Below are 20,865 nucleotides of genomic sequence, written 5' to 3'. Positions count from 1 at the left end.
CAAAACGTGAACATGCGTAGAACAAAAGAAAACGCATGAGCGAAGAGGTATGAGCGATGTTGACCAAGAAACAGTTGGATTTGCTGGAATTCATCCACAAACGCGTGCAGGCGGACGGTGTTCCGCCCAGTTTTGATGAAATGAAGGCAGCGCTGGACCTGCGCTCGAAATCCGGCATTCACCGTTTGATTACGGCGCTGGAAGAACGCGGCTTTATTCGCCGTCTGGCCCACCGCGCCCGCGCAATTGAGATTGTGAAACTGCCGGAAAGCCTGGGTGGCGAGCCCACCGCCGGGTTCAGCCCCCGCGTTATCGAAGGCGACAGGCCCTCGGGGCCCCGCCCGGCCAATTTTGAGCCGGTATCCGTTGATGCAATGGAACTGCCCGTCATGGGCCGGATCGCCGCCGGTGTCCCGATTGAGGCGATCAGCCATGTCTCGCACCGCGTTGCCGTGCCCGGGACGATGGTGTCCGGCAAAGGGGAACATTACGCGCTTGAGGTGCGCGGCGACTCGATGATCAACGCCGGTATCAACGATGGCGACGTGGTGGTGATCCGCGAAACTGGCGCCGCCGATAATGGCGATATTGTCGTCGCACTGGTCGAGGATCAGGAAGCCACGCTGAAACGGTTTTTCCGCCGTGGCAACGCCATCGCGCTTGAGGCCGCCAACCCCGCCTATGAAACGCGGGTTCTGCCCGAGGACAAGGTCAAGGTTCAGGGACGGCTGGTAGGCCTGATCCGCACCTACTGATCCCGTTTCCCCCGTCGTACCACCGAAGATTTCGGAGACCACAAACGGTGCCCGGTCATCTGGGCGCTTGTTGTCAGCTTTCCGCCTGAAAACGCCAGACTGCCGGTTTCAAGCAGGTGCTCGGGGTCGAACACTCCGCATTTCCCCTGCAGGCTCAGGGGCACGGCGGACACGATGATCTGATCCTCGCGGCATTCATCGAAACCGCGCGCGGCGCGCTTTCCTGCGATGTGAACCAGTTCTTTGCCTTGCAGCGCAAAGCGCAGAATCAGCCCATCCTCTTGCGACCATCTTTGCGAGGCCTGCGTCTGATCCACGCCGTCGCCGTCATTCTCAAGCCACACGGTCGCGACAAAGCCGCTGCCTTTTTCCTTGCTGAGCGCCCGTCCCTGCTGGGTCATGACCCCGACCAACCCACCCGTTTCCGCCACCAGCACATCGGGGCGGCTGGCTGGGCTCCACAACAACAGCGCGCAGACCACCGGCAAGGCTCCGGCCCACCGCGCCCGCCCTTGCCACAGAGCCAGCCACAAGGCCCCCATTACGAGGACAGGCAAGACAAACCACGGCGGGCTGACAACAAACCCCTGCGCGCCATCCAGGCCTGCAACCCACTCGGACACAAAGAGAATCCAGCGCAATCCAACGCTCATCAGGGTCAGCGCGGCCGCCTCGAACCCGAACGGCGCCAACAAAGCGGCAAGGACGGCGGACGGAACCACGATGCTGCCCATCACTGGCACGGACAAGATGTTTGCCAGCAACCCGAAATGCGACATCGTGTTGAAATGGGCGGCCCCGATGGGGGCCGTCGCCAGCCCTGCGATTGCCGAGGACATTAACACGCCGACAACGGGCTTCGACCATTTCGGGCCGGGCACAGTGCCCCAATCGCGCAGCGCTCCGAACACGGCGACCAGCGCGGTTGTGGCGGCGAAAGACATCTGAAACCCCGGGCTGAGCAGGGATTCGGGCCTCAGAAACAGAACGATCAGTGCAGCCACGGCGACCGCCCGCAGCGATATCGCGCGACGGTCGATCAGGACCGCCACGAACATGACGCTGACCATGATAAAGGCGCGTTCCGTTGCCACGTTGCCACCGGACAGCATCAGATAAATGACCGCAGCGGTCAGAGCGCACACAGCCGCGACTTTGCGCACCGGCACGCGCAAGGCCAATGAGGGCACAGCCGACAGGCATATCCGGCAAGCTACATAGACGAACCCGGTCAGCAGGCCCATATGCAGGCCTGATATGGCCAGCAAATGCGCCAGATTCGAGACCCTGAGCGCATTCAGGGTCTCTTGCCCCATGCCACTGCGATCTCCGGTTGTGACGGCGGCGGCAAAGCCTCCGACCTCACCCGGAAGCACGTCGCGAACCCTGCGCGAGATCGCCATGCGCCAGGCCGTTATCCGGACACCCGCGATCCCGCTCTCGGGCGGCGCAGCGGTCAGGATCGGAACCCGCGTATAGCCCACCGCCCCCAATTTCTGGAACCAGGCGTGGCGACGGAAATCGAACCCGCCGGGTTCGACCGGCCCCTGCGGCGGCGACAGATGGGCGGTGGTCATGATCCTCTGGCCCGGACTGATCGGCCCCGAACCTCCGTGAACCGACAGGCGGATGCGCTGCGGCCTGCGGTCCTGCGGCACGTCCCCGATGCGCACCTGATCCAGCGTCAGCCGCAACGCGTCCGAGGCGGAACGGTCGATGGCAACGACCCGCCCCTCGACAGGGCCGTAATATCGCCATGACAGAACCGGCTCGGCCATCCGATGTGCCCGCGCTCCGGCCAGCGTAAACCCGGCAATGACCAGAGCGCCCCCGATCATGAGCGTCCCCCACCCCGGCGGCAGCAAGAAGCGCAGACCGATCAGTACGGCCGCGAGCGCCGCCAAACCGGCGTAAACCAGCCAGTCGGGTTCAAACCGCAAACCGAAATACAGGCCGATGCCGACGGCCAGACAGACCGGAGACCACGGAAACAGATGCCCGGCCTGATTCAGCAGCGCGGTCTCGACCCGTGCCAGAACACGCATGGTTGCCCCCGTCTTTCGGGCTGGTTAGATAGTCGCCAAACTAAGCCCAACGCGGTTACCAAAAGGTTAATCAACAATATGTCCGATCAGGTCGTCACCCGTTTTGCTCCCTCGCCCACCGGTTTTCTGCATATCGGCGGCGCGCGCACTGCGTTGTTCAACTGGCTGTATGCACGGGGGCGCGGCGGCAAGTTCCTGCTGCGGATTGAAGATACCGACCGGGAACGCTCGACCCCCGAGGCCACCGCCGCCATCCTTCAGGGCATGGCGTGGCTGGGGCTGGATCACGATGGCGACGTGATCTCTCAGTTCGAAGGGGCCGCGCGTCATGCCGAGGTGGCGCATCAGTTGCTGGCCGAGGGCAAGGCGTACAAGTGCTTTGCAACGCAAGAGGAAATCGCCGCGTTCCGCGAAAACGCGCGGGCCGAAGGCAAATCCACCCTGTTCCGCAGCCCCTGGCGCGACGCGGATGCTTCGACCCATCCCGATGCGCCCTTCGCCATTCGCATCAAGGCCCCGCAGGACGGGACGACCGTGATCCGCGATCAGGTGCAGGGGGATGTGACCATCCGTAACGACCAGCTGGACGACATGATCCTGCTGCGCTCGGACGGAACGCCGGTGTATATGCTGGCGGTAGTGGTGGACGACCACGATATGGGCGTGACCCATGTGATCCGCGGCGACGACCACCTGAACAACGCTGCACGTCAGATGATGATCTATGAAGCGATGGGCTGGAACGTCCCCGTCTGGGCGCATATCCCGCTGATTCACGGGCCCGATGGCAAGAAGCTGTCCAAACGTCACGGGGCACTTGGCGCGCAGGAATATCAGGCCATGGGCTATCCCGCCGCCGGTATGCGCAACTATCTGGCCCGTCTGGGCTGGAGCCACGGAGACGATGAGTTCTTCACTGACGCGCAGGCCAAAGAGTGGTTCGATCTGGGCGGAATCGGCAAAAGCCCGGCGCGTTTCGACCTGAAAAAGCTGGAAAACCTGTGCGGTCAGCATATCGCGATTTCGGACGATGCCGCATTGCGGCAAGAAATCGAAGGCTATCTGGCGGCGGCAGACCTGCCGCCCCTCACCCAGACACAATCGGGTGATCTTGAACGTGCGATGTATTGCCTCAAGGACCGTGCGCGGACGTTCCCGGAACTGCTTGAAAAGGCTCATTTTGCACTGACAGAACGCCCGATTGCCCCGGATGACAAGGCGGCGAAAGCCCTTGGTTCAGTATCCGACGGTATACTGGAAGAATTGACGCCGCAGTTGCAAAATGTTAGCTGGTCACGGAACGAACTGGAGGAGGCCCTGAATTCCTTTGCCGAGGCAAGGGGGCTTAAGTTCGGTAAGCTTGCGGGGCCGCTCAGGGCCGTGCTTGCGGGACGAGCGGTCACTCCTTCGGTGTTTGACATGATGCTAGTACTGGGTCGGGACGAAACCCTGGCCCGTCTTTCTGACGCAGCGAAATAAACCCAATCTTCATAATCGGGTAACGCTGCTCCAATAACACCCGGACTGCGCGTCAACGCGCAGCCGTTGCCCGCAAGGTCGGACAGCGATCCGATCTGCGCATGAATGAAGAAGGGACAACCATGACTGATAGCAACAAAACAGCGACTCTGACTGTTCATGGCAAAGAGTATGAGTTGCCGGTCCACTCACCGACCGCTGGCCCTGACGTTGTCGACATTCGCAAGCTGTACAGCGATGCGGGTGTGTTTACCTACGACCCCGGCTTTACCTCGACCGCAAGCTGCGACAGCACCATCACCTATATCGACGGCGAAAAAGGGGAACTGCTGCATCGTGGCTATCCCATCGATCAGCTGGCCGAAAAATCCCACTTCCTCGAAGTATGCTATCTGCTGCTGTACGGAGAGCTGCCGGTCGCGAAGGACCTGGAAAAGTTCGAAACCACCATCACGCGCCACACCATGCTGCACGAGCAGATGCAGTATTTCTATCGCGGGTTCCGCCGCGATGCGCACCCGATGGCGATCATGGTGGGTGTCGTTGGCGCAATGTCGGCCTTCTATCACGACTCGACCGATATTCACGATCCGCGCCAGCGCGAGATTGCCTCGCACCGCCTGATCGCCAAGATGCCCACCATTGCGGCCTGGGCTTATAAATACCACAACGGCCAACCCTTCGTGTATCCGCGCAACGATCTGGATTATGCGTCGAACTTCCTGCGCATGTGCTTCAGCGTTCCGGCCGAAGAATATGAGGTCAACCCGATCCTCAGCCGCGCGATGGACCGTATCTTTACCCTGCACGCGGATCACGAGCAGAACGCCTCGACCTCGACCGTGCGTCTGGCATCAAGCTCGGGTGCCAACCCGTTTGCCTGTATTGCCGCGGGCATCGCCTGTCTTTGGGGTCCGGCCCATGGCGGTGCTAACCAGGCCTGTCTGGAAATGCTGGAAGAGATCGGCAGCGTCGACCGCATCCCGGAGTACATTGCCCGCGCCAAGGACAAGAACGATCCGTTCCGCCTGATGGGCTTTGGCCACCGCGTGTACAAGAACTTCGACCCGCGCGCCAAGGTGATGAAGCAATCGGCGGATGAAGTGCTGGATCTGCTGGGTATCGAAGACAACCCCAAACTGCAGGTCGCCAAGGAACTGGAACGCGAGGCGCTGGAAGATCCGTATTTCGCCGAGAAAAAACTGTTCCCGAATGTCGATTTCTACTCAGGCATCATTCTCGAGGCGATGGGCTTCCCGACCTCGATGTTCACCCCGATTTTCGCCCTGTCACGCACCGTCGGCTGGGTCAGCCAGTGGAAAGAGATGATCGCCGATCCGCAGAACAAAATCGGCCGTCCGCGCCAGTTGTATCTGGGCGAGACGCTGCGCGACTACGTGGATATCGAAAACCGCTGATCGCAAAAGTGCCCAAACTCCCCGGATTTCCGGGGCGTTTTTTGTCAGAACAAGCTAAGCTGATCGCCGGATTGCGGCGGTTTCGCGAACAGATCACACCGAAGCGGATCGGATTGCGTGGCCAGCTCAAGACGTTTTACCGCCAGTTTGAAACGTTTGGCGACCATCTCGGCATATTCGCCCTCACCCCGCATCCTGTGGCCCCAGCGTGGGTCGTAATCCCGCCCGCCATGCATGTCGCGTAACCGGGACATGACCTTGTCCGCGCGCGCCGGTTCGTGTGCCGCCAGCCACTCCTGCCATAGCGCTGACACCTCACGCGGAAGGCGCAGCATGATCCAACTGGCGGCATCCGCGCCTGCGTCTTTTCCAGCCTGCAGCAAATCTTCCACCTCGTGATCCGTCAGCCCCGGAACGATGGGTGAGGTCATGACCCGGACCGGAACCCCTGCCCCGGTCAATCGCCGGATCATGGTCAGGCGGCGCTGCGGCGACGGCGCGCGCGGTTCCATCCGGCGGGACAGACCCGCATCCAGCGTTGTCAGCGATATCCCGACCCGCGCCAGCCCCTTTGGGGCCATATCGGCGAGAATATCAAGGTCCCGTTCGATCAGTGCGCCCTTGGTCACAATCGCGATGGGATGGTTAAAGTCACGCAGAACCTCAAGGCATGACCTTGTGATAAGACGGGTTTTCTCAATCGGCTGATACGGGTCCGTGTTCGTCCCCAGCGCGATGGGCGCGACGCGATAGGTCCTGGCGGACAGTTCCCGGCGCAGGATATCAGCAGCATTTGGTCGTGCGATCAGGCGGGTTTCAAAATCCAGACCGGCAGACAGCCCCAGATAGGCGTGGCTTGGACGGGCAAAACAGTAGACACACCCGTGCTCGCACCCGCGATACGGGTTGATCGACCGGTCAAACGGCAGGTCCGGCGAGCGGTTATAGGTGATCAGGCTGCGCGCGACCTCATCCCGAACCTCGGTCCGGAGAGGCGGCAGATCGTCCTCCAGATCCCACCCGTCATCCGCCGCGACGGTGGCAAACCGTTCGAACCGGCCAGCATCATTCGACGCCGTGCCACGACCGCGGATATTGGGCTGGTGTTTCATTCACTTGTTCGCTTTTTGTTCTTTCTCATTGGTAAAAGAAATCGGCTTATGGCACAAGGGTTTCATCAGACATCCGGGGACCCTGCGACAGTCCCAATGCAAACCGCAACGATTTACCCGGCAAGGTGGAGTAACCTGAGCTAAATGCAGGATGATCTTGCATATGTTTCTATCGAATACGCAAATAAAGTAACGTATAGGTCGGTCCCGAAACCGCCGAGGTCGCAATCGTCACAGTCAGACTGCGACGTTTTGGCCAAAACGGAAAAAATGCCACCACGGGCTGATGGCCCGCACAGCTCAGGGAAATGCCCATGTCTGAAGAAGAAGACATCGTCCTGTCCGAACTGAATGACGAAGAACTTGTCGAACAGATGTTCGACGATCTTTATGACGGCTTAAAAGAAGAGATCGAAGAAGGCGTGAACATCCTGCTGGAACGCGGATGGATGCCCTACGACATTCTGACCAAGGCGCTGGTCGGTGGCATGACCATCGTTGGCCATGACTTCCGCGACGGCATCCTGTTCGTGCCCGAGGTTCTGCTGGCCGCCAACGCGATGAAGGGCGGCATGGCGATCCTCAAGCCTCTGCTGGCGGAAACCGGCGCGCCACGCGTCGGCAAGATGGTGATTGGAACCGTCAAAGGCGACATCCACGACATCGGCAAGAACCTTGTGTCGATGATGATGGAAGGCGCGGGTTTCGAGGTTGTCGATCTGGGCATCAACAACCCGGTCGAAAACTATCTGGAAGCGCTGGAAGCCGAACAGCCCGATATTCTGGGCATGTCCGCGCTGCTGACCACCACCATGCCTTACATGAAAGTCGTGATCGACACGATGGTCGAACAGGGCATTCGCGATGATTATATCGTACTGGTCGGCGGCGCACCGCTGAACGAAGAGTTCGGCAAGGCCATCGGCGCCGACGGGTATTGCCGGGATGCTGCCGTGGCGGTGGAAACGGCGAAAGAGTTCGTCTCGCGCAAGCACAACCAACTGGCGGGCTGACGACGCGGAAATGTCGTTTTAAGGCCGCCCAGCACTGGGCGGCCTTTTTTTGTTTCCCCCGGTTGCTGACCACGCCCCGCGTCTGAAAGGGACCATCGGAATGCCACAGGACCACTTGCCGGATGATGCCAGCCTGACAACCAAAGGCTATGAGGAGCAGGGTAAGAACGGCCAGATCCTGTTGCTGGCCTGTGGCGCTCTGGCGCGTGAGATTCTGGATATCAAAAAGCGCAACGGCTGGGATCACATGGCGCTGACCTGCCTTCCGGCGATCCTGCATATCCACCCCGAAAAGATCACGCAGGCCGTGGAAGAGGCCGTCGAAAAGCACCGCGACCAGTACGATCAGATTTTCGTCGTCTACGCCGATTGCGGCACCGGCGGCCTGCTGCAAAGCGCGTGCGAACGTCTGGGCGTCGAGATGGTCAAGGGCCCGCACTGCTATTCCTTCTTCGAGGGCAACGAGGCGTTCGCGGACCGTGGAGAAGACGAAATCACAGCCTTCTACCTGACTGATTTTCTGGCCCGGCAGTTCGATGCGTTTGTCTGGAAGCCGATGGGCCTGGACCGGCACCCCGAGCTGCGCGACATGTATTTCGGCAATTACACCAAAGTGGTCTATCAGGCCCAGATCGACGACCCGGACCTGACCGCGCGGGCGCGCGACATTGCAGATCGGATGGGTCTGGATTTTGAACGCCGCCTGACCGGGTATGGCGATCTTGAGACGACGCTGTCGGACTGGGCGACGCGCGCCCCCCGGGACTGACCCGAGTAGGATCAGGCGTTTTCCTGCGCCACCTCTCGGATGCGTTCGATCATGGCGCGCAACCCGTTGGACCGCTGCGCGGACAGATGGTCGTTCAACCCCAGCCGCGCCAGTTCGCCGCCGGCATCGACCTTTGGCACCTCGGCCACGGGCAGGCCGTTGTAAAGCGACCGCAGGACAGCGATCAGCCCCCGCACGATCAACGCGTCGCTGTCGCCGTCAAAGCGGAACTTGCCAGCTTCGATCATTGGATGCAGCCAGACCTGACTGGCACAGCCATGCACTTTGGTTGCGGGCACTTTGAAGGCGTCGTCCAGCGGCTCCATCGCTTTGCCCTGCTCGATCACGTGGCGGTACCGGTCTTCCCAGTCCTCCAGAAACTCGAAGTCCTCGACGATGTCTTCAAAGGCGGGCGTTGCCATGATGCGGCTGTCCTTCCGTTTCGTTCACAATTTGTGACCTATGCCTAGGATCGGCCCCTGTCCAGCCCCCGGCGTGGGTTTTCAAGGCGCGGAATTTGCGCTAACCCATTGCCTGAATTACTGCCAAGAACCGTGGGTCCATGCAAAAATCTGTTTCTGTTCTCGTTATCGCTATGTTGACCCTGTCTGCCTGCAGCAGCTGGCGCGAGTCGCGGGTAAACCCGTCAAACTGGTTCGGCTCCAGCACATCCGCCCCGGCCGAACTCTCTGCAGATGACCCGAACCTGCTTGTGCCCCAACAAAACGACGGCGGCGGTCTGTTTGCGCGACCTGATGCAGAAGACACAAGCGTTCCGATCGCCAAGATTGACGAGCTGCGCATCGACCCGACACCCACTGGCGCTATCGTCTATGTCTCGGGCACCGCACAGCGCCAGGGGGCATACGATGCACGGCTGGTTCGGGTGGATTCGGAAGAAAACCAGAAGAATGGCGTTCTGGAATACACGTTCCGTGTGAACTACCCCAACTACCAGACGGTGCAGGGGTCCGAGCGGACGCGCATGGTGTCGGACGCAATCAACGTCTCGAGGCAGGAACTGGAGAGCATTCGACTGGTTCGCGTCGTCGGCCAGCAAAACGCGTTGGAATCGCGGCGGCGCTAAAGTGCTACGACCTTGACCGCCTGCCCTTTTGCCGCCAGCGCGATCTTGCCCTCGCAAAGTTTCAGCGCGTCCTCGCCGAACACCTCGAACCGCCATCCGGACATGGCCGGAACCTCGCGCTCGCCTGCGGCGATCTGATCCAGTTCGGCGCTGGTGGCGATCAGCTTGGCCGCCACGCCCGAACTTTCGGTTTTTGACTTGAGCAGAACCCGAAGCAAATCCGCCAGCGCCGGATTGACCTTCAGCTTGTCGCGGCTGTTGTCGATCCGGGGCAGATCATCGGCCGGACAGTTCACGCCTTTCTTGACCGCTGCCAGAATGCCATCGGCAATCGCGCCCTTGCGCGCCTCGCGCAGCAACAGGCGGGACCCGCCGAGGTCGGATTGCGATTTGGGCTTGGTCGAGGCCAGCTCGATCAGCGCATCGTCCTTGAACACCCGGTTGCGGGGCACGTTGTTTTGCTGCGCATAAGCCTCGCGGAAATGTGCCAGTTCGCGCACAACCGCCAGAAACTTGGCCGAGTTTGTCCGGGTTTTGATCCGTTTCCACGCATCTGCGGGCCGGATGTCATAGGTGCCTGACTGGGTCAGGATATGCAGTTCCTCGGCCACCCAGTGACTGCGATGTGTCTTTTCCAGTTCCGCCGCCAGATTTTCGTAGATTTTCCGCAGATGAGTCACATCCGCCAGCGCATAGGTTTTCTGCGCCTCGGTCAGCGGGCGCCGCGACCAGTCGGTAAAGCGTGAAGTCTTGTCTACCCCCTGCTTGCAGATCTTGCGCACCAGCGTCTCGTACCCGACCTGTTCGCCAAATCCGCAGACCATTGCGGCGACCTGCGTGTCGAACAGTGGCTTGGGGAATACGCCCGCCTCGACCCAGAAAATCTCAAGATCCTGCCGGGCGGCGTGGAACACTTTGACCACGCTTTCATCCCGGAACAGATCGTAAAGCGGGTCCAGCGACAGCCCATCGGCCAGAGGATCAACAAGAACCGCGTTGTCTTCGGCCCCGGACGGAATGGCGAGTTGCACCAGACAGAGCTTCGAGTAATAGGTGCGTTCGCGCAGGAACTCGGTATCTACAGTGACATAGGGATGGTCCGCCGCGGCCTTGCAGAAATCGGCCAGCTCTTGCGTCGTCGTCAGGGTTTTCATGCGCCGTACTAGTCTTGCTTTTGTTCTTGGTGTTTGCCCGATTTTTCCTCGTGCCGAGCGGTAGGCGCGACCATAGGACGAATAGCGGCCAAGTGTAAATCACCCTCGGGCGATCAGGGCAGCAGAACCGGCGACTTGTCTCCGACCGCGAACCGCCGCAACACGGCAGGGTAAAGCTTGTGCTCCCAGACCAGAACGCGCGCGGCCAAGGCATCGGGTGTGTCTGCGGGTTCAATTTTTACACGGGCCTGACCCAGAATTGGGCCGTCATCCAGCGCTGCTGTCACCTCGTGCACGGTGCAGCCATGTTCTGCGTCGCCGGCCTCGATGGCGCGGGCATGGGTGTGCAGCCCCTTGTATTTTGGCAACAGCGAGGGGTGAATATTCAGCATCCGCCCCTGAAACTGCCGGACGAAATCGCCCGTCAGAACCCGCATGAACCCGGCCAGACAGACGATATCAGGCTGCGCCGCGTGCAACGGTTTCAACAGTTCAACTTCGAACGCCGCACGGTCGCCCTTGTAGGGGCGGTGATCCACGGCTGCCGTCGCGATGCCCCGATCCGCCGCCTTCTTCAGCCCCCCGGCCTGTGCGTCATTCGACAGCACCAGACAGGGCCGCGCCGGGTGGTCGCCCACCATGCTGTCGACCAGCGACACCATGTTTGACCCACCACCCGAGATCAGGATCGCAACGCGCTTTTGGCTCACAACAGCTTGCCCGAATAGGCGACGCCGGGGTTGTCCGTCACGGCCCCGATGCGCGAGACGGTTTCGCCCGCCTCGGACAGCAGTTCCGCCAGTTCGTCGGCCCGATCCCCGGCGCAGACGACAATCATGCCGATGCCGCAATTAAAGGTCTTGAGCATCTCGGCCTCGGCAATCCCGCCTGTCTTTGCCATCCAGCCAAAGACCGGCGGCAATTCCCAAGCATTCAGGTCAATCTCCGCCCCCAGCCCTTCGGGCAAAACACGTGGCAGGTTTTCGGTCAGGCCGCCACCGGTGATATGGGCCAGCGCATGTACGCCCCCTGCCCGGATCGCAGCCAGGGCTGGCTTTACATACAGGCGCGTCGGCGTCAGCAGCGCCTCACCCAGCGACCGCTCGCCAAAGGGCGAGGCGTCATCCCAGTTCAGGCCCGACATCTCGACCAGCTTGCGCACCAGTGAGTATCCGTTCGAGTGCACCCCGTTCGACGCCAGACCCAGCAGCACATCGCCCGCCTGAACGCCGTCCGGCAGGTCGCCGCCCCGTTCCATCGCCCCGACCGAGAACCCGGCCAGATCGAAATCACCATCGGGATACATGCCCGGCATTTCAGCCGTTTCACCGCCGATCAGGGCGCACCCAGACTGCGCGCACCCTTCGGCAATCCCTTCGATGATCCGCGCAGCGGTGTCGGTGTCCAGCTTGCCGGTTGCGAAATAGTCGAGGAAGAAAAGCGGTTCAGCCCCCTGACAGATCAGGTCATTCACGCACATCGCCACCAGGTCGATCCCGACGCCATCCACCACGCCGGTATCAATCGCGATCCGCAGCTTGGTGCCAACGCCATCGGTCGCGCCCACAAGGATCGGATCGTTATACCCTGCCGCTTTAAGGTCAAACAGCGCCCCGAAACCACCCAGACCGCTCATGACTCCGGGCCGGTTGGTGCGTTTGGCGGCGGGCTTGATCCGGTCGACCAACGCGTTGCCTGCATCGATATCCACGCCCGCATCGGCATAGGTGATTCCGTTCTTGCCCGCTGTCATGGCCAATCCCTCATGAATGCTTTGCGGGCGGGTTAGTCGATTGTGCAACATGTTGCAACGGTCAGGCTTGACGCGGGCGTTCACCGTGATACCCAAGGCGCTCAGGCGGGCCTGTAGCTCAATTGGTTAGAGCAGAGCGCTCATAACGCTTTGGTTGGGGGTTCGAGTCCCTCCGGGCCTACCAGAATATCCGCCATATCACTGATTTTGTTACATAATAAGATCGCCCTGTCGTTGGTCGGACTGCGTTATGAGCCGCGTTTCCCTGCCCGAAAGCACCGCCCGTCGCCATACAGGCAAAAAAGACCGAAATACACTATTCTGATGGACAACCATGTGTTCAGCGCGCGGGTGACAACCGGGCCGAGCGGTTTTCTGTGAGGGTGCCGAAATGACGGGAACTGATAAGACTGCTGCGAATAGCTATTTCTCGCCGAAAGCGGTGGTCTTCATTGCCTGGAGCAAGGAAACCGAGAAAGCCGCGCACATTTTGCGCGACATACTGGATGCCCGGGGCCTGTCGGTCTGGATGAGCGAACAGATCACCGCGGGCCGAAAGTTCCGTGAAGAGATCAGACGATCCGTTCTGGACGCGCACCTGATGCTTGCCATCTTTCCGGATAAGCCCTCGCCCTGGCAGATCGCCGAATCCGGCCTCGCCTATTTTGAGAACAAGCTGATACCGATCGCGATTGACAGCGACGAAGTCATTGAGCCATTCAGCGAATTCGAGACCCACAACCTGCGTTCCGAGGATCTGGAGGCTGGCGAAGGTCACAGCATTGACGCGTTAGAGGCCACCTTGCGCAGCCGGATAGGGGCGCAGCGCAAGGATGTCATCACTCTGGGACTTGTGACGCTTCTGAACCGCATTTTCCTGTTGGCAGTGCCGTTTGCCGGCGTCTTGACGATATTGATGATCGTAAGTCTCGGCTTTCTATCCCAGTCGGATGGCAGCCCGTTGCAGTCAGAGGATGTTTCCCTGCATATGTACCGCGCCGGACACACCGCATTTGGGGCAATGCTCTATGGCGGGGCGGCCTTCATCGCGCTGATATTTGCCCTGGTCGGTGCGGCTGCAAGTTATTCGGCGCGACGGTTCGGCTTTTTAGTCGCCAAGTTCCTTCTTCTTCTTTGGTTTTTGGTTGCCGGATTGCAACTCTGGCTGGGGATGTTGCTTTTGGCCAAAAAATTCGGCCACGGATACGCAGATGAATTCTGGCTGTTGCTTTCGATTGCCTTTTTCTTTCTGGCGATGATTTTTGCTTTGGTTGCTTATATTTGTCACAGCTCCGCGTTTCGCGAGAACCGAAATCAGGGGCCCATGAAAAAAATTCAGATCAATGTCTTTCTGGGCAATGTCTGCTTCGCCGTCACCTTGGTGCTGCTGACGTTTGTTATTCTTATGATGAGCCTCCAATGCGAATTCGACGCCATTTTTGTTGGGGGCGACGCCTGTTCACAATAGGGCCTACCGCCCAATCACGATATCCGCGCACAAGCCGCCCAGCCGTTCGCTTTCAGCAAGGCGCAGTGTTCCGCCGTGGGCGCGGGCGATGTCGGCGACGATGGCCAGCCCAAGGCCCACGCCGCTACCCTGGTTCTGATTGCGGGCCGGGTCCAGCCGGGTAAAGGGTTTGACGGCTTCGGTGCGTTGCTCGGGCGGGATACCGGGGCCATCGTCTTCGACCCGAATGCGAATGGATTTGGCGCTGAGCGTCAGGCTGACATCCGCCTTGCTGCCATACCGGACCGCGTTTCCGATCAGGTTTTCAACAGCGCGACGGATGGCCGTGGGGCGAAAGGTTGCGGTGCCCTCGCCCTCGACACTGATCAACTCGGCCACATATCCGGCCCGCTGTGCGTCACCGACAATCTGGCGCAGGAAGGCTTCCGGGTCGATTTCCTCGGGGGCACCTTCGGCAGCCCCTCGGGAAAACTCCAGAAACGCATCCAGAAGCGACTGCATTTCCGTGACATCCTGCTGCAGCGGGGCGGCTTCGTCCTCGGGCAGCATGGACAGGCCAAGTTTCAGGCGCGTCAGAGGGGTGCGCAGATCATGGCTGACGCCGGACAGCATCAGCGTGCGCTGCTCCATCTGCCGTTCGATCCGGGCGCGCATGTCCAGAAACGCATTACCGGCGGCTCGCACCTCGATCGCGCCGCCGGGGGTGTAGGGCACAACGCGCCCGCGGCCAAACGCCTGCGCCGCGTTGGCCAGACGCGTGATCGGGCGCAACTGATTGCGCATGTAAAGAAATGAGATCGAGGTCATGACGACGGCAAAAAACACCATCGTGACCATCAACTGGTGCGGGGCCGTGGGCGACAGGCGCCGTCTGTCAAAGGTCAGTTCGAGCAGGCCCAGATGTGTCCGGATGTACAACCGGACATCTGCACCGCTTGGCAGGGCAACCGCTTGCAGGCTTGGCAATTGGGCGTGCAAGTCAGCCTCGACCTGAGGGGCGATGAAATCGTACCACCGCCGTTTGCCGATATCCGGCACTTCGTTGAGCCCCAGAAAGCGAACCTTCATTTCCAACGCAGCCAGATCCGGGCGCACGGCTGCAAGCGCCTGCTGCTGCGTTTCCACGTCGGCCATTGCGCTTGTGATCAGATCGACCTCGCGCACGGTCGCGCGGACCATCTGCGCCGTGACATCCTCTAAATGCCGTTGAAGGAACGCATTTCCGACGACCAGCAACAGCACGATCACCGGAAGAACCAGGATCAATGCGGCCCGGGCGTACAGGCTGCGCGGCATATAGGGTTTGAGCCAGTGCGACGACATAGGCTAAACCTAACGGGCTGCCCCGGCTAGAGGAAGAGGACAAGAATGCAGGCCCCTGACGATTTCAACCCAGCCCCCGGTCAAGCAATTGAATTGCAGCCGGGGCTGCGTCGCATTCTGGCTCCGAACCCTTCGCCCATGACCTATCGCGGCACCAATACCTATCTTTTGGGGCAGCGAGACCTGGCCGTGATCGACCCCGGCCCGCTGAACGACGCGCATCTGCAGGCGATTCTGGGCGCGCTGCAGCCGGGGCAAAGGATCAGCCACATCTTCGTCACGCACAGCCATCTGGATCATTCTCCGTTGGCTGGCCCCTTGTCGGCGCAGACAGGGGCTCCGATTCTGGCCTTTGGCGGGCCCGAGGCCGGGCGCAGCGATGTCATGACCCAGCTGGCCAAAAACGGTCTGGCCGGTGGCGGCGAAGGCATCGACTCCGCGTTTCGCCCAGATATCGAGGTCGCGGATTCAGAGGTGATCGAAGGCGATGACTGGCAGCTAGAGGTCATCCACACCCCCGGCCATCTGGGCAACCACATCGCTTTGGCCTGGGGCGACACCTGTTTCACCGCAGATCACGTGATGGGCTGGGCCAGTTCGCTGGTTTCCCCCCCTGACGGAGACCTGACCGACTTCATGGCCGCCTGCCACCGACTGCGGGCGCGGAGCTGGTCGGTCTTCCACGCCGGGCACGGCGCGCCGATCACCGACCCCGCGGGCCGCCTTGACTGGCTGATTCAGCACCGGTTGGGGCGCGAGGCGCAAATCCTGTCGGCGCTGGAACAGGCCCCCGGCACGGCGCGCCAGCTGGCCGAGCGCATCTATACCGACACCCCGGCTGCCCTATTGCCCGCTGCCGAGCGTAACGTGTTCGCCCACCTTATTGATCTGACAGGAAAATCCCAGGTCGCTCCGGACGGTTCCTTGTCGGCGACCACCGTTTTCAAACGCTGCGCGTGACCCGAAGAAATTTTTCCCGATTCCCGCCATTCCCCTCTGGACGCCGAAAATCCGGATTGTTATACGCCCCTCAGTTCCGGCGTAGCTCAGCGGTAGAGCAGTTGACTGTTAATCAATTGGTCGTAGGTTCGATCCCTACCGCCGGAGCCAGATTTTCCAAATAGTACTGGCAATTTTCAGACGCGACACCGTGGGGTTTAAACCCATTGCGCGCCAGTATCCCCCGCGCGCCGCAGCCCCTGCTGCCTAGGGATTGGTCATCAGCCTGAACATTCGAATCAGCCGGTTGGCTTCTATTTTCTGCGGCTCGACATGAAAGACGGCCATGCGCCCAACCAGTTCTGGTTTCTCCAGAAATTCCTCGGTTGCGTGCATGCGCGGACGGTGGGCGTAGTCGTCGAACAAAAGCGTCACAGGGCGCGAGATGCTGAACGCCGTGGCCAAGGCGCATCCAACGCGGAAGCGACCGTCAACCAGAACCACATCGGGGTGCTTGAACCCGTCGCTTTGCCAGATCGACAGCGGGTAGCGCGGAAAGCGGGACCAGTTCTCGGTGCTGACGGGGAAGCCCCATTTCTTTGTCGCGCCAATATTGACCCAGCGAACGTGAACGTCGGTATTTGCGGCGGGCGGGTTCTGGTTGAACCAGCGCTGCATCTTCCGCGCCCACTTCCGATCGCTTTCGACGCTGTAGACGGTTTTCGACTCCATCTCAGCCGCCATCACCGTGGACCCGCCGGACCCGTATTCGAGTATGACCGACGCTTCCTGGTACTTTTCACGAACCAGATCCTGGACGTTTTCCGGCAAAGTGAGGACGGGTCTGTCTGTTACATTGGCCTTCAAATCGGTCTCCGAATCCAGAATCTCGGGCCGTGTCTAACACGCTGCGCCCCTGTCATACAGGCGAAGGTTTCTCGCCCACGAAATCGCCTTCGCACTGTGTTATTCGGACAGTTCCTGAGAAATCATGAACAAGCGCATGGAACCTGTTGGGGTCAGGGCAAGGCTTGCCTTACGTGTACGGCTACACCGGCGCAAAAAAACATTCATCCGCCCTCTGGACGCCGCGAAATCTGGTTGCTATACGGCGCGAACCGTTCCGGCGTAGCTCAGCGGTAGAGCAGTTGACTGTTAATCAATTGGTCGTAGGTTCGATCCCTACCGCCGGAGCCATTTTTCCCTTTAGACCTAGCCGGTTAAGGCGTCCTCATAATCCGCGCGCAGGTTGCGTTTCAGCACCTTTCCTGTTGCGTTCAGCGGCAGCGCGTCGACGAATACAACCTTGTCCGGCACCTGCCATTTGGCGATCTTTCCGTCGAAGAAGGCCAGCAATTCGTCCTCGGTCGGGTCCTCGCCTTCGGCTTTCACCGCGACCAGCAGCGGGCGCTCGTCCCATTTCGGGTGCGGCACGCCCACAACGGCTGCCGTGGCGAGTTTGGGATGGGCGACGGCGATATTCTCCAACTCGACCGAACTGATCCACTCTCCACCCGATTTGATGATGTCCTTGGACCGGTCCCGGATGGTCATGTAGCCGTCGGCATCCAGCGTTGCCACGTCGCCGGTGGCGAACCAGCCATCCTGCAGCAGGCCCTCGTCCTGCAACTGGAAATAACTGTCCAGAACCCAGTGACCGCGCACCATCAGGTCGCCCTGCGTTTCGCCGTCGTGCGGCAGGTCGTTGCCGTCATCATCGACGATTTTCAGCTCCGCCCCAAAGGGCGGACGCCCCTGATTTTCGCGCAGCTTGTGCTGGGCGTCGAGCGGCATTTCCAGATGCTTGGCCATGGGGTAGTTGGTGGTGCCCAGCGGGCTCATCTCGCTCATCCCCCAGGCGTGAACGGTGTCGACGCCATAGGTCTCCCGGAAGGTTTCAATCATCGAGGGCGGGCACGCCGCGCCGCCAATCACCGTACGGTTGAGGCTTTCAAGCTTGGTTCCGCATTTCGCGGCATGGGTCAGCAAGCCCTGCCAAATCGTGGGCACGCCCATGGCCAGCGTCACGCCATAGGTGTCGATCAGATTGACCAACGCCTCGCCATGCAGGTCAGGACCCGGCATCACCATGCGCGAGCCCGACATGGCGCTGGCATAGGGCGACCCCCAGGCGTTGACGTGGAACATTGGCACCACCGGCATCACCACATCCATGGCGGAATAGCCGATCACATCGCGCGTGTTCGACGCAAAGCTGTGCAGCAAGGTGGACCGGTGCGAATAAAGAACACCCTTGGGGTTCCCCGTCGTGCCGGACGTATAGCAGAGGCTGGAGGCGGTGTTTTCATCAAAGCTGGGCCAAGCAAAGCTCTCATCGCCGGTTTTAATCAGTTCATCGTAGAAAACCAGCCCCGGCACCTGAGACAACGCGGCCTCGTCCCGGGCCCCCATCAGCACAAAATGCTGCACCTCGGTCAAATGCTCCTGCAGTGCTGCGACCAGAGGCAGGAAGGTTGCATCAAAGAACAGGGCACGATCCTGTGCGTGATTGATGATGTAGGTGAGTTGTTCGGGAAACAGGCGTGGGTTGATCGTGTGGCAAACAAAGCCAGCGCCGGAAACGGCGTAGTAGATTTCCAGATGCCGACGGTTGTTCCACGCCAGCGTACCCACGCGATCCTGCGGTTCGAGCCCCAGCTTCACCAGCGCCGAGGCCATTTGGCGGGCGTTCCGCGCGATTCCGGCCCAGTTGGTCTGGGTCACGGTGCCGTCTGTTTCGACCGAGACGATCTCGGTCTGGCCGTGATAGCGTTCGGCGTGCTCAATCAGCGACGAAATCAGCAAGGGCTGCGTCATCATCTGTCCCAGCATGGACAATCCTCCCATCGTCAGCGCTGATCCGCAGGGGTCGCGCCGTTATACCTTGGCGACGACCCTGCCAATGATTCAATTGTCTGACAATAAAAGAATGCGGTCAGCCGCGATGACGCAAAGCGTAGTCCACCAGCGCAGCCGTCGATCCGTCCTTACCGCTGGCGCTTTCATCGCCATCAACGATCGGCCCCAGTGAGGTCGCCAGTTCCTTGCCCAGTTCCACGCCCCACTGATCGAACGAGTTGATCCCCAGCAGAACGCCCTCGACAAACACGCGGTGTTCATACAGCGCGATGATCTGGCCCAGAACAAACGGGGTGAGTTGGGGGTAGATCAACGTGGTTGACGGTCGGTTCCCCGGAAACACGCGATGACGCGCCTGCCGTTCCAGTTCCGCGCCGTTCAGCCCTTTCTCCGCCATACGGGCACGCGCCTCGTCCAGCGAGCGCCCGCGCATCAGCGCCTCGGATTGCGCCAGACAATTGGCGAGAAGCAGGCGGTGGTGATGGGCCAGTTCGGGTTCGTGTCCTTCGGCGGCGACCATGAATTCACAGGGGATCACGTCGGTCCCCTGATGGATCAACTGATAGAAGGCGTGCTGCCCGTTTGTGCCGGGCTCTCCCCAAACCACCGGGCCAGAGTGCACGGTCAGCGTGCTGCCATCCATCGCAACGGACTTGCCGTTGGATTCCATCTCCAACTGCTGAAAATAGGCGGGCAATCGCAGCAATCGTTGGTCATAGGGCAAAACGGCGCGACTGGCATGGCCCAGAACCTGACGGTGCCAGACCCCGACCAGGGCCAACATCACCGGAAGGTTCTCGGCCCATTCGGCAGACTGGAAATGCAGGTCCATCGCCTGCCCGCCGCGCAGAAACGCGTCAAACGCATTCGAGCCTACGGCGATCATCACCGGCAGACCCACCGGCCCCCAGACCGAGTACCGCCCGCCGACCCAGTCGGCGAAACCGAACACGCGCGCTTCGGGGATGCCAAAGGCCTGTGTCTTGTCCAGGGCACTGGACACGGCAGCGAACTGCGTGGACGGGTCCCCGCCCCCATCGGTCATCCAAGCCCGCGCGGTGCGCGCGTTGGTCATGGTCTCAATCGTGGTGAAGGTTTTTGAAGCGACGATCACCAGCGTCCGCGTCGGGTCCAACTGCCGCAGAGTGTCTGCGATATGCGCCCCGTCCACGTTCGAGACATAGTGCAGCCGCGGCCCATCGTGGTACGGAGCCAAAGCGTGGGTCGCCATGACCGGCCCCAGATCGGACCCGCCTATACCGATATTCACCACATCGGTAAAGCTGCCCCCTGCCCCTGACGCCGCGCCGCCGCGCACTTCTTCCGCGAAGACCCGCAGCCGCTGCAGAGTGTCCAGGACATCCGGCATGACGTCCTGCCCATCGACCTCAACCGGGCCGCCGTCGAGGTTGCGAAGCGCGGTATGCAGCACCGCGCGCCCCTCGGTCTCATTGATCTTCTGGCCGCTGAACATCGCCTCACGCCGGCCCGCCAGATCGGCCTCGTCGCACAACCGGATCAGAGCGTCGCGCACCGCCTGATCGATCTGCGTTTTTGAGTAATCGAACAGCAAATCACCGGTCGAGGCCGAAAAGCTCTGTGCCCGCGTCGGGTCAGCGTCAAACAGGTCAATCAAGCGGCGGTCTTGCCGGGAAGCGGCCAGTGATTTCAATGTGTCCAGTTGCATGGTC

The 20,865-nt window shown here is 60.7% G+C and carries 18 protein-coding genes and 3 tRNA genes; 11 read left to right on the top strand and 10 right to left on the bottom strand.

All coding sequences use genetic code 11. The features are described from left to right. Positions 1-56 precede the first annotated feature (56 nt). Positions 57-755: a transcriptional repressor LexA gene (gene lexA, locus ACR0EZ_RS15880; RefSeq protein ID WP_480614876.1), complete on the top strand. Its 699-nt coding sequence runs from the start codon at positions 57-59 to the stop codon at positions 753-755. Here the strand turns inward: lexA and ACR0EZ_RS15875 are convergent. Next, on the bottom strand, positions 749-2,800 hold the full coding sequence (locus tag ACR0EZ_RS15875) for a ComEC/Rec2 family competence protein (protein WP_480614873.1): 2,052 nt from the start codon (positions 2,798-2,800) through the stop codon (positions 749-751). The two genes, lexA and ACR0EZ_RS15875, sit on opposite strands and share 7 nt — an antisense overlap. 78 nt (positions 2,801-2,878) lie before the next feature. On the opposite strand from ACR0EZ_RS15875, the gene gltX reads away from it, so the two are divergent. Further along, a complete protein-coding gene (gene gltX, locus ACR0EZ_RS15870; protein WP_480614870.1) occupies positions 2,879-4,279 on the top strand; it encodes a glutamate--tRNA ligase in 1,401 nt (466 codons plus the stop codon). Positions 4,280-4,401: 122 nt separating this feature from the next. Continuing rightward, positions 4,402-5,697: a citrate synthase gene (gltA, locus tag ACR0EZ_RS15865; RefSeq protein WP_480614867.1), complete on the top strand. Its 1,296-nt coding sequence runs from the start codon at positions 4,402-4,404 to the stop codon at positions 5,695-5,697. A 44-nt stretch (positions 5,698-5,741) separates the two neighbouring features. On the opposite strand, the gene ACR0EZ_RS15860 is transcribed toward gltA, so the two are convergent. Continuing rightward, complete coding sequence (locus tag ACR0EZ_RS15860) at positions 5,742-6,809, bottom strand: PA0069 family radical SAM protein (protein ID WP_480614864.1); 1,068 nt, start codon at positions 6,807-6,809, stop codon at positions 5,742-5,744. A gap of 314 nt (positions 6,810-7,123) precedes the next feature. Here ACR0EZ_RS15860 and ACR0EZ_RS15855 point away from each other — a divergent pair, with 314 nt between their 5' ends. Both ACR0EZ_RS15855 and ACR0EZ_RS15850 read left to right on the top strand, forming a co-directional pair. Further along, entirely contained in the window at positions 7,124-7,822 is a 699-nt protein-coding gene (locus ACR0EZ_RS15855; protein WP_480614861.1) for a corrinoid protein, read from the top strand. Positions 7,823-7,922: 100 nt separating this feature from the next. Beyond that, a complete protein-coding gene (locus ACR0EZ_RS15850) occupies positions 7,923-8,591 on the top strand; it encodes a DUF1638 domain-containing protein (RefSeq protein ID WP_480614858.1) in 669 nt (222 codons plus the stop codon). Positions 8,592-8,602: 11 nt separating this feature from the next. Here the strand turns inward: ACR0EZ_RS15850 and ACR0EZ_RS15845 are convergent, their stop codons facing one another. Continuing rightward, a complete protein-coding gene (locus tag ACR0EZ_RS15845; RefSeq protein WP_480614855.1) occupies positions 8,603-9,013 on the bottom strand; it encodes a SufE family protein in 411 nt (136 codons plus the stop codon). A gap of 173 nt (positions 9,014-9,186) precedes the next feature. Here ACR0EZ_RS15845 and ACR0EZ_RS15840 point away from each other — a divergent pair, with 173 nt between their 5' ends. Further along, positions 9,187-9,678, top strand: coding sequence for a hypothetical protein (locus ACR0EZ_RS15840; protein ID WP_480614959.1), 492 nt, complete (start codon positions 9,187-9,189; stop codon positions 9,676-9,678). On the opposite strand, the gene rnd is transcribed toward ACR0EZ_RS15840, so the two are convergent. The 3 genes from rnd to purM all read right to left on the bottom strand — a co-directional run bounded on the left by rnd (position 9,675) and on the right by purM (position 12,585). Next, a complete protein-coding gene (gene rnd, locus ACR0EZ_RS15835; protein WP_480614852.1) occupies positions 9,675-10,832 on the bottom strand; it encodes a ribonuclease D in 1,158 nt (385 codons plus the stop codon). The genes ACR0EZ_RS15840 and rnd overlap by 4 nt on opposite strands. A 113-nt stretch (positions 10,833-10,945) precedes the next feature. Then, on the bottom strand, positions 10,946-11,542 hold the full coding sequence (gene purN / locus ACR0EZ_RS15830) for a phosphoribosylglycinamide formyltransferase (protein ID WP_480614849.1): 597 nt from the start codon (positions 11,540-11,542) through the stop codon (positions 10,946-10,948). Next, positions 11,539-12,585, bottom strand: coding sequence for a phosphoribosylformylglycinamidine cyclo-ligase (gene purM, locus ACR0EZ_RS15825; RefSeq protein ID WP_480614846.1), 1,047 nt, complete (start codon positions 12,583-12,585; stop codon positions 11,539-11,541). The genes purN and purM overlap by 4 nt, the downstream gene beginning before the upstream one ends. A 107-nt stretch (positions 12,586-12,692) precedes the next feature. Between purM and ACR0EZ_RS15820 the strand changes: the two genes are divergently transcribed. Beyond that, positions 12,693-12,769, top strand: a tRNA-Ile gene (locus tag ACR0EZ_RS15820). A gap of 207 nt (positions 12,770-12,976) precedes the next feature. Next, the gene (locus ACR0EZ_RS15815; protein ID WP_480614843.1) at positions 12,977-14,053 is read left to right on the top strand and encodes a toll/interleukin-1 receptor domain-containing protein; all 1,077 of its coding nucleotides are present in this window, start codon (positions 12,977-12,979) and stop codon (positions 14,051-14,053) included. A 3-nt stretch (positions 14,054-14,056) separates the two neighbouring features. Here the strand turns inward: ACR0EZ_RS15815 and ACR0EZ_RS15810 are convergent, their stop codons facing one another. After that, positions 14,057-15,376, bottom strand: coding sequence for an ATP-binding protein (locus tag ACR0EZ_RS15810; protein ID WP_480614840.1), 1,320 nt, complete (start codon positions 15,374-15,376; stop codon positions 14,057-14,059). Between the two features lie 45 nt (positions 15,377-15,421). On the opposite strand from ACR0EZ_RS15810, the gene ACR0EZ_RS15805 reads away from it, so the two are divergent. Both ACR0EZ_RS15805 and ACR0EZ_RS15800 read left to right on the top strand, forming a co-directional pair. Further along, positions 15,422-16,336 (top strand): MBL fold metallo-hydrolase, encoded by a 915-nt coding sequence (locus tag ACR0EZ_RS15805; RefSeq protein WP_480614837.1) that lies wholly within the window; start codon positions 15,422-15,424, stop codon positions 16,334-16,336. A 75-nt stretch (positions 16,337-16,411) separates the two neighbouring features. Then, positions 16,412-16,486: transfer RNA gene (locus tag ACR0EZ_RS15800), tRNA-Asn, on the top strand. Positions 16,487-16,582: 96 nt separating this feature from the next. Here ACR0EZ_RS15800 and ACR0EZ_RS15795 read toward each other — a convergent pair. Further along, positions 16,583-17,146, bottom strand: coding sequence for a hypothetical protein (locus ACR0EZ_RS15795; RefSeq protein ID WP_480614834.1), 564 nt, complete (start codon positions 17,144-17,146; stop codon positions 16,583-16,585). A 291-nt stretch (positions 17,147-17,437) separates the two neighbouring features. Here ACR0EZ_RS15795 and ACR0EZ_RS15790 point away from each other — a divergent pair. Further along, positions 17,438-17,512: transfer RNA gene (locus ACR0EZ_RS15790), tRNA-Asn, on the top strand. A 15-nt stretch (positions 17,513-17,527) separates the two neighbouring features. On the opposite strand, the gene ACR0EZ_RS15785 is transcribed toward ACR0EZ_RS15790, so the two are convergent. Both ACR0EZ_RS15785 and pgi read right to left on the bottom strand, forming a co-directional pair. Then, positions 17,528-19,147: a long-chain-fatty-acid--CoA ligase gene (locus ACR0EZ_RS15785; RefSeq protein ID WP_480614832.1), complete on the bottom strand. Its 1,620-nt coding sequence runs from the start codon at positions 19,145-19,147 to the stop codon at positions 17,528-17,530. A 103-nt stretch (positions 19,148-19,250) separates the two neighbouring features. Then, a complete protein-coding gene (gene pgi, locus ACR0EZ_RS15780; protein ID WP_480614829.1) occupies positions 19,251-20,861 on the bottom strand; it encodes a glucose-6-phosphate isomerase in 1,611 nt (536 codons plus the stop codon). Positions 20,862-20,865: the final 4 nt, after the last annotated feature.

Source organism: Ruegeria sp. AK4 (assembly GCF_056541025.1).
Note: the sequence above shows the minus strand (reverse complement) of the source record. Positions and strands in the feature narration are given on the sequence as shown.

Bases quoted from the DNA above. Each gene is read 5' to 3' on its own strand.
- ACR0EZ_RS15785 (WP_480614832.1), bottom strand. From the start codon at position 19,147: ATGCTGGGACAGATGATGACGCAGCCCTTGCTGATTTCGTCGCTGATT.
- ACR0EZ_RS15845 (WP_480614855.1), bottom strand. From the start codon at position 9,013: ATGGCAACGCCCGCCTTTGAAGACATCGTCGAGGACTTCGAGTTTCTG.
- lexA (WP_480614876.1), top strand. From the start codon at position 57: ATGTTGACCAAGAAACAGTTGGATTTGCTGGAATTCATCCACAAACGC.
- gltA (WP_480614867.1), top strand. From the start codon at position 4,402: ATGACTGATAGCAACAAAACAGCGACTCTGACTGTTCATGGCAAAGAG.
- ACR0EZ_RS15805 (WP_480614837.1), top strand. From the start codon at position 15,422: ATGCAGGCCCCTGACGATTTCAACCCAGCCCCCGGTCAAGCAATTGAA.
- ACR0EZ_RS15855 (WP_480614861.1), top strand. From the start codon at position 7,124: ATGTCTGAAGAAGAAGACATCGTCCTGTCCGAACTGAATGACGAAGAA.
- ACR0EZ_RS15875 (WP_480614873.1), bottom strand. From the start codon at position 2,800: ATGCGTGTTCTGGCACGGGTCGAGACCGCGCTGCTGAATCAGGCCGGG.
- purM (WP_480614846.1), bottom strand. From the start codon at position 12,585: ATGACAGCGGGCAAGAACGGAATCACCTATGCCGATGCGGGCGTGGAT.
- pgi (WP_480614829.1), bottom strand. From the start codon at position 20,861: ATGCAACTGGACACATTGAAATCACTGGCCGCTTCCCGGCAAGACCGC.
- ACR0EZ_RS15810 (WP_480614840.1), bottom strand. From the start codon at position 15,376: ATGTCGTCGCACTGGCTCAAACCCTATATGCCGCGCAGCCTGTACGCC.
- ACR0EZ_RS15850 (WP_480614858.1), top strand. From the start codon at position 7,923: ATGCCACAGGACCACTTGCCGGATGATGCCAGCCTGACAACCAAAGGC.
- rnd (WP_480614852.1), bottom strand. From the start codon at position 10,832: ATGAAAACCCTGACGACGACGCAAGAGCTGGCCGATTTCTGCAAGGCC.
- gltX (WP_480614870.1), top strand. From the start codon at position 2,879: ATGTCCGATCAGGTCGTCACCCGTTTTGCTCCCTCGCCCACCGGTTTT.
- ACR0EZ_RS15840 (WP_480614959.1), top strand. From the start codon at position 9,187: ATGTTGACCCTGTCTGCCTGCAGCAGCTGGCGCGAGTCGCGGGTAAAC.
- ACR0EZ_RS15815 (WP_480614843.1), top strand. From the start codon at position 12,977: ATGACGGGAACTGATAAGACTGCTGCGAATAGCTATTTCTCGCCGAAA.
- ACR0EZ_RS15860 (WP_480614864.1), bottom strand. From the start codon at position 6,809: ATGAAACACCAGCCCAATATCCGCGGTCGTGGCACGGCGTCGAATGAT.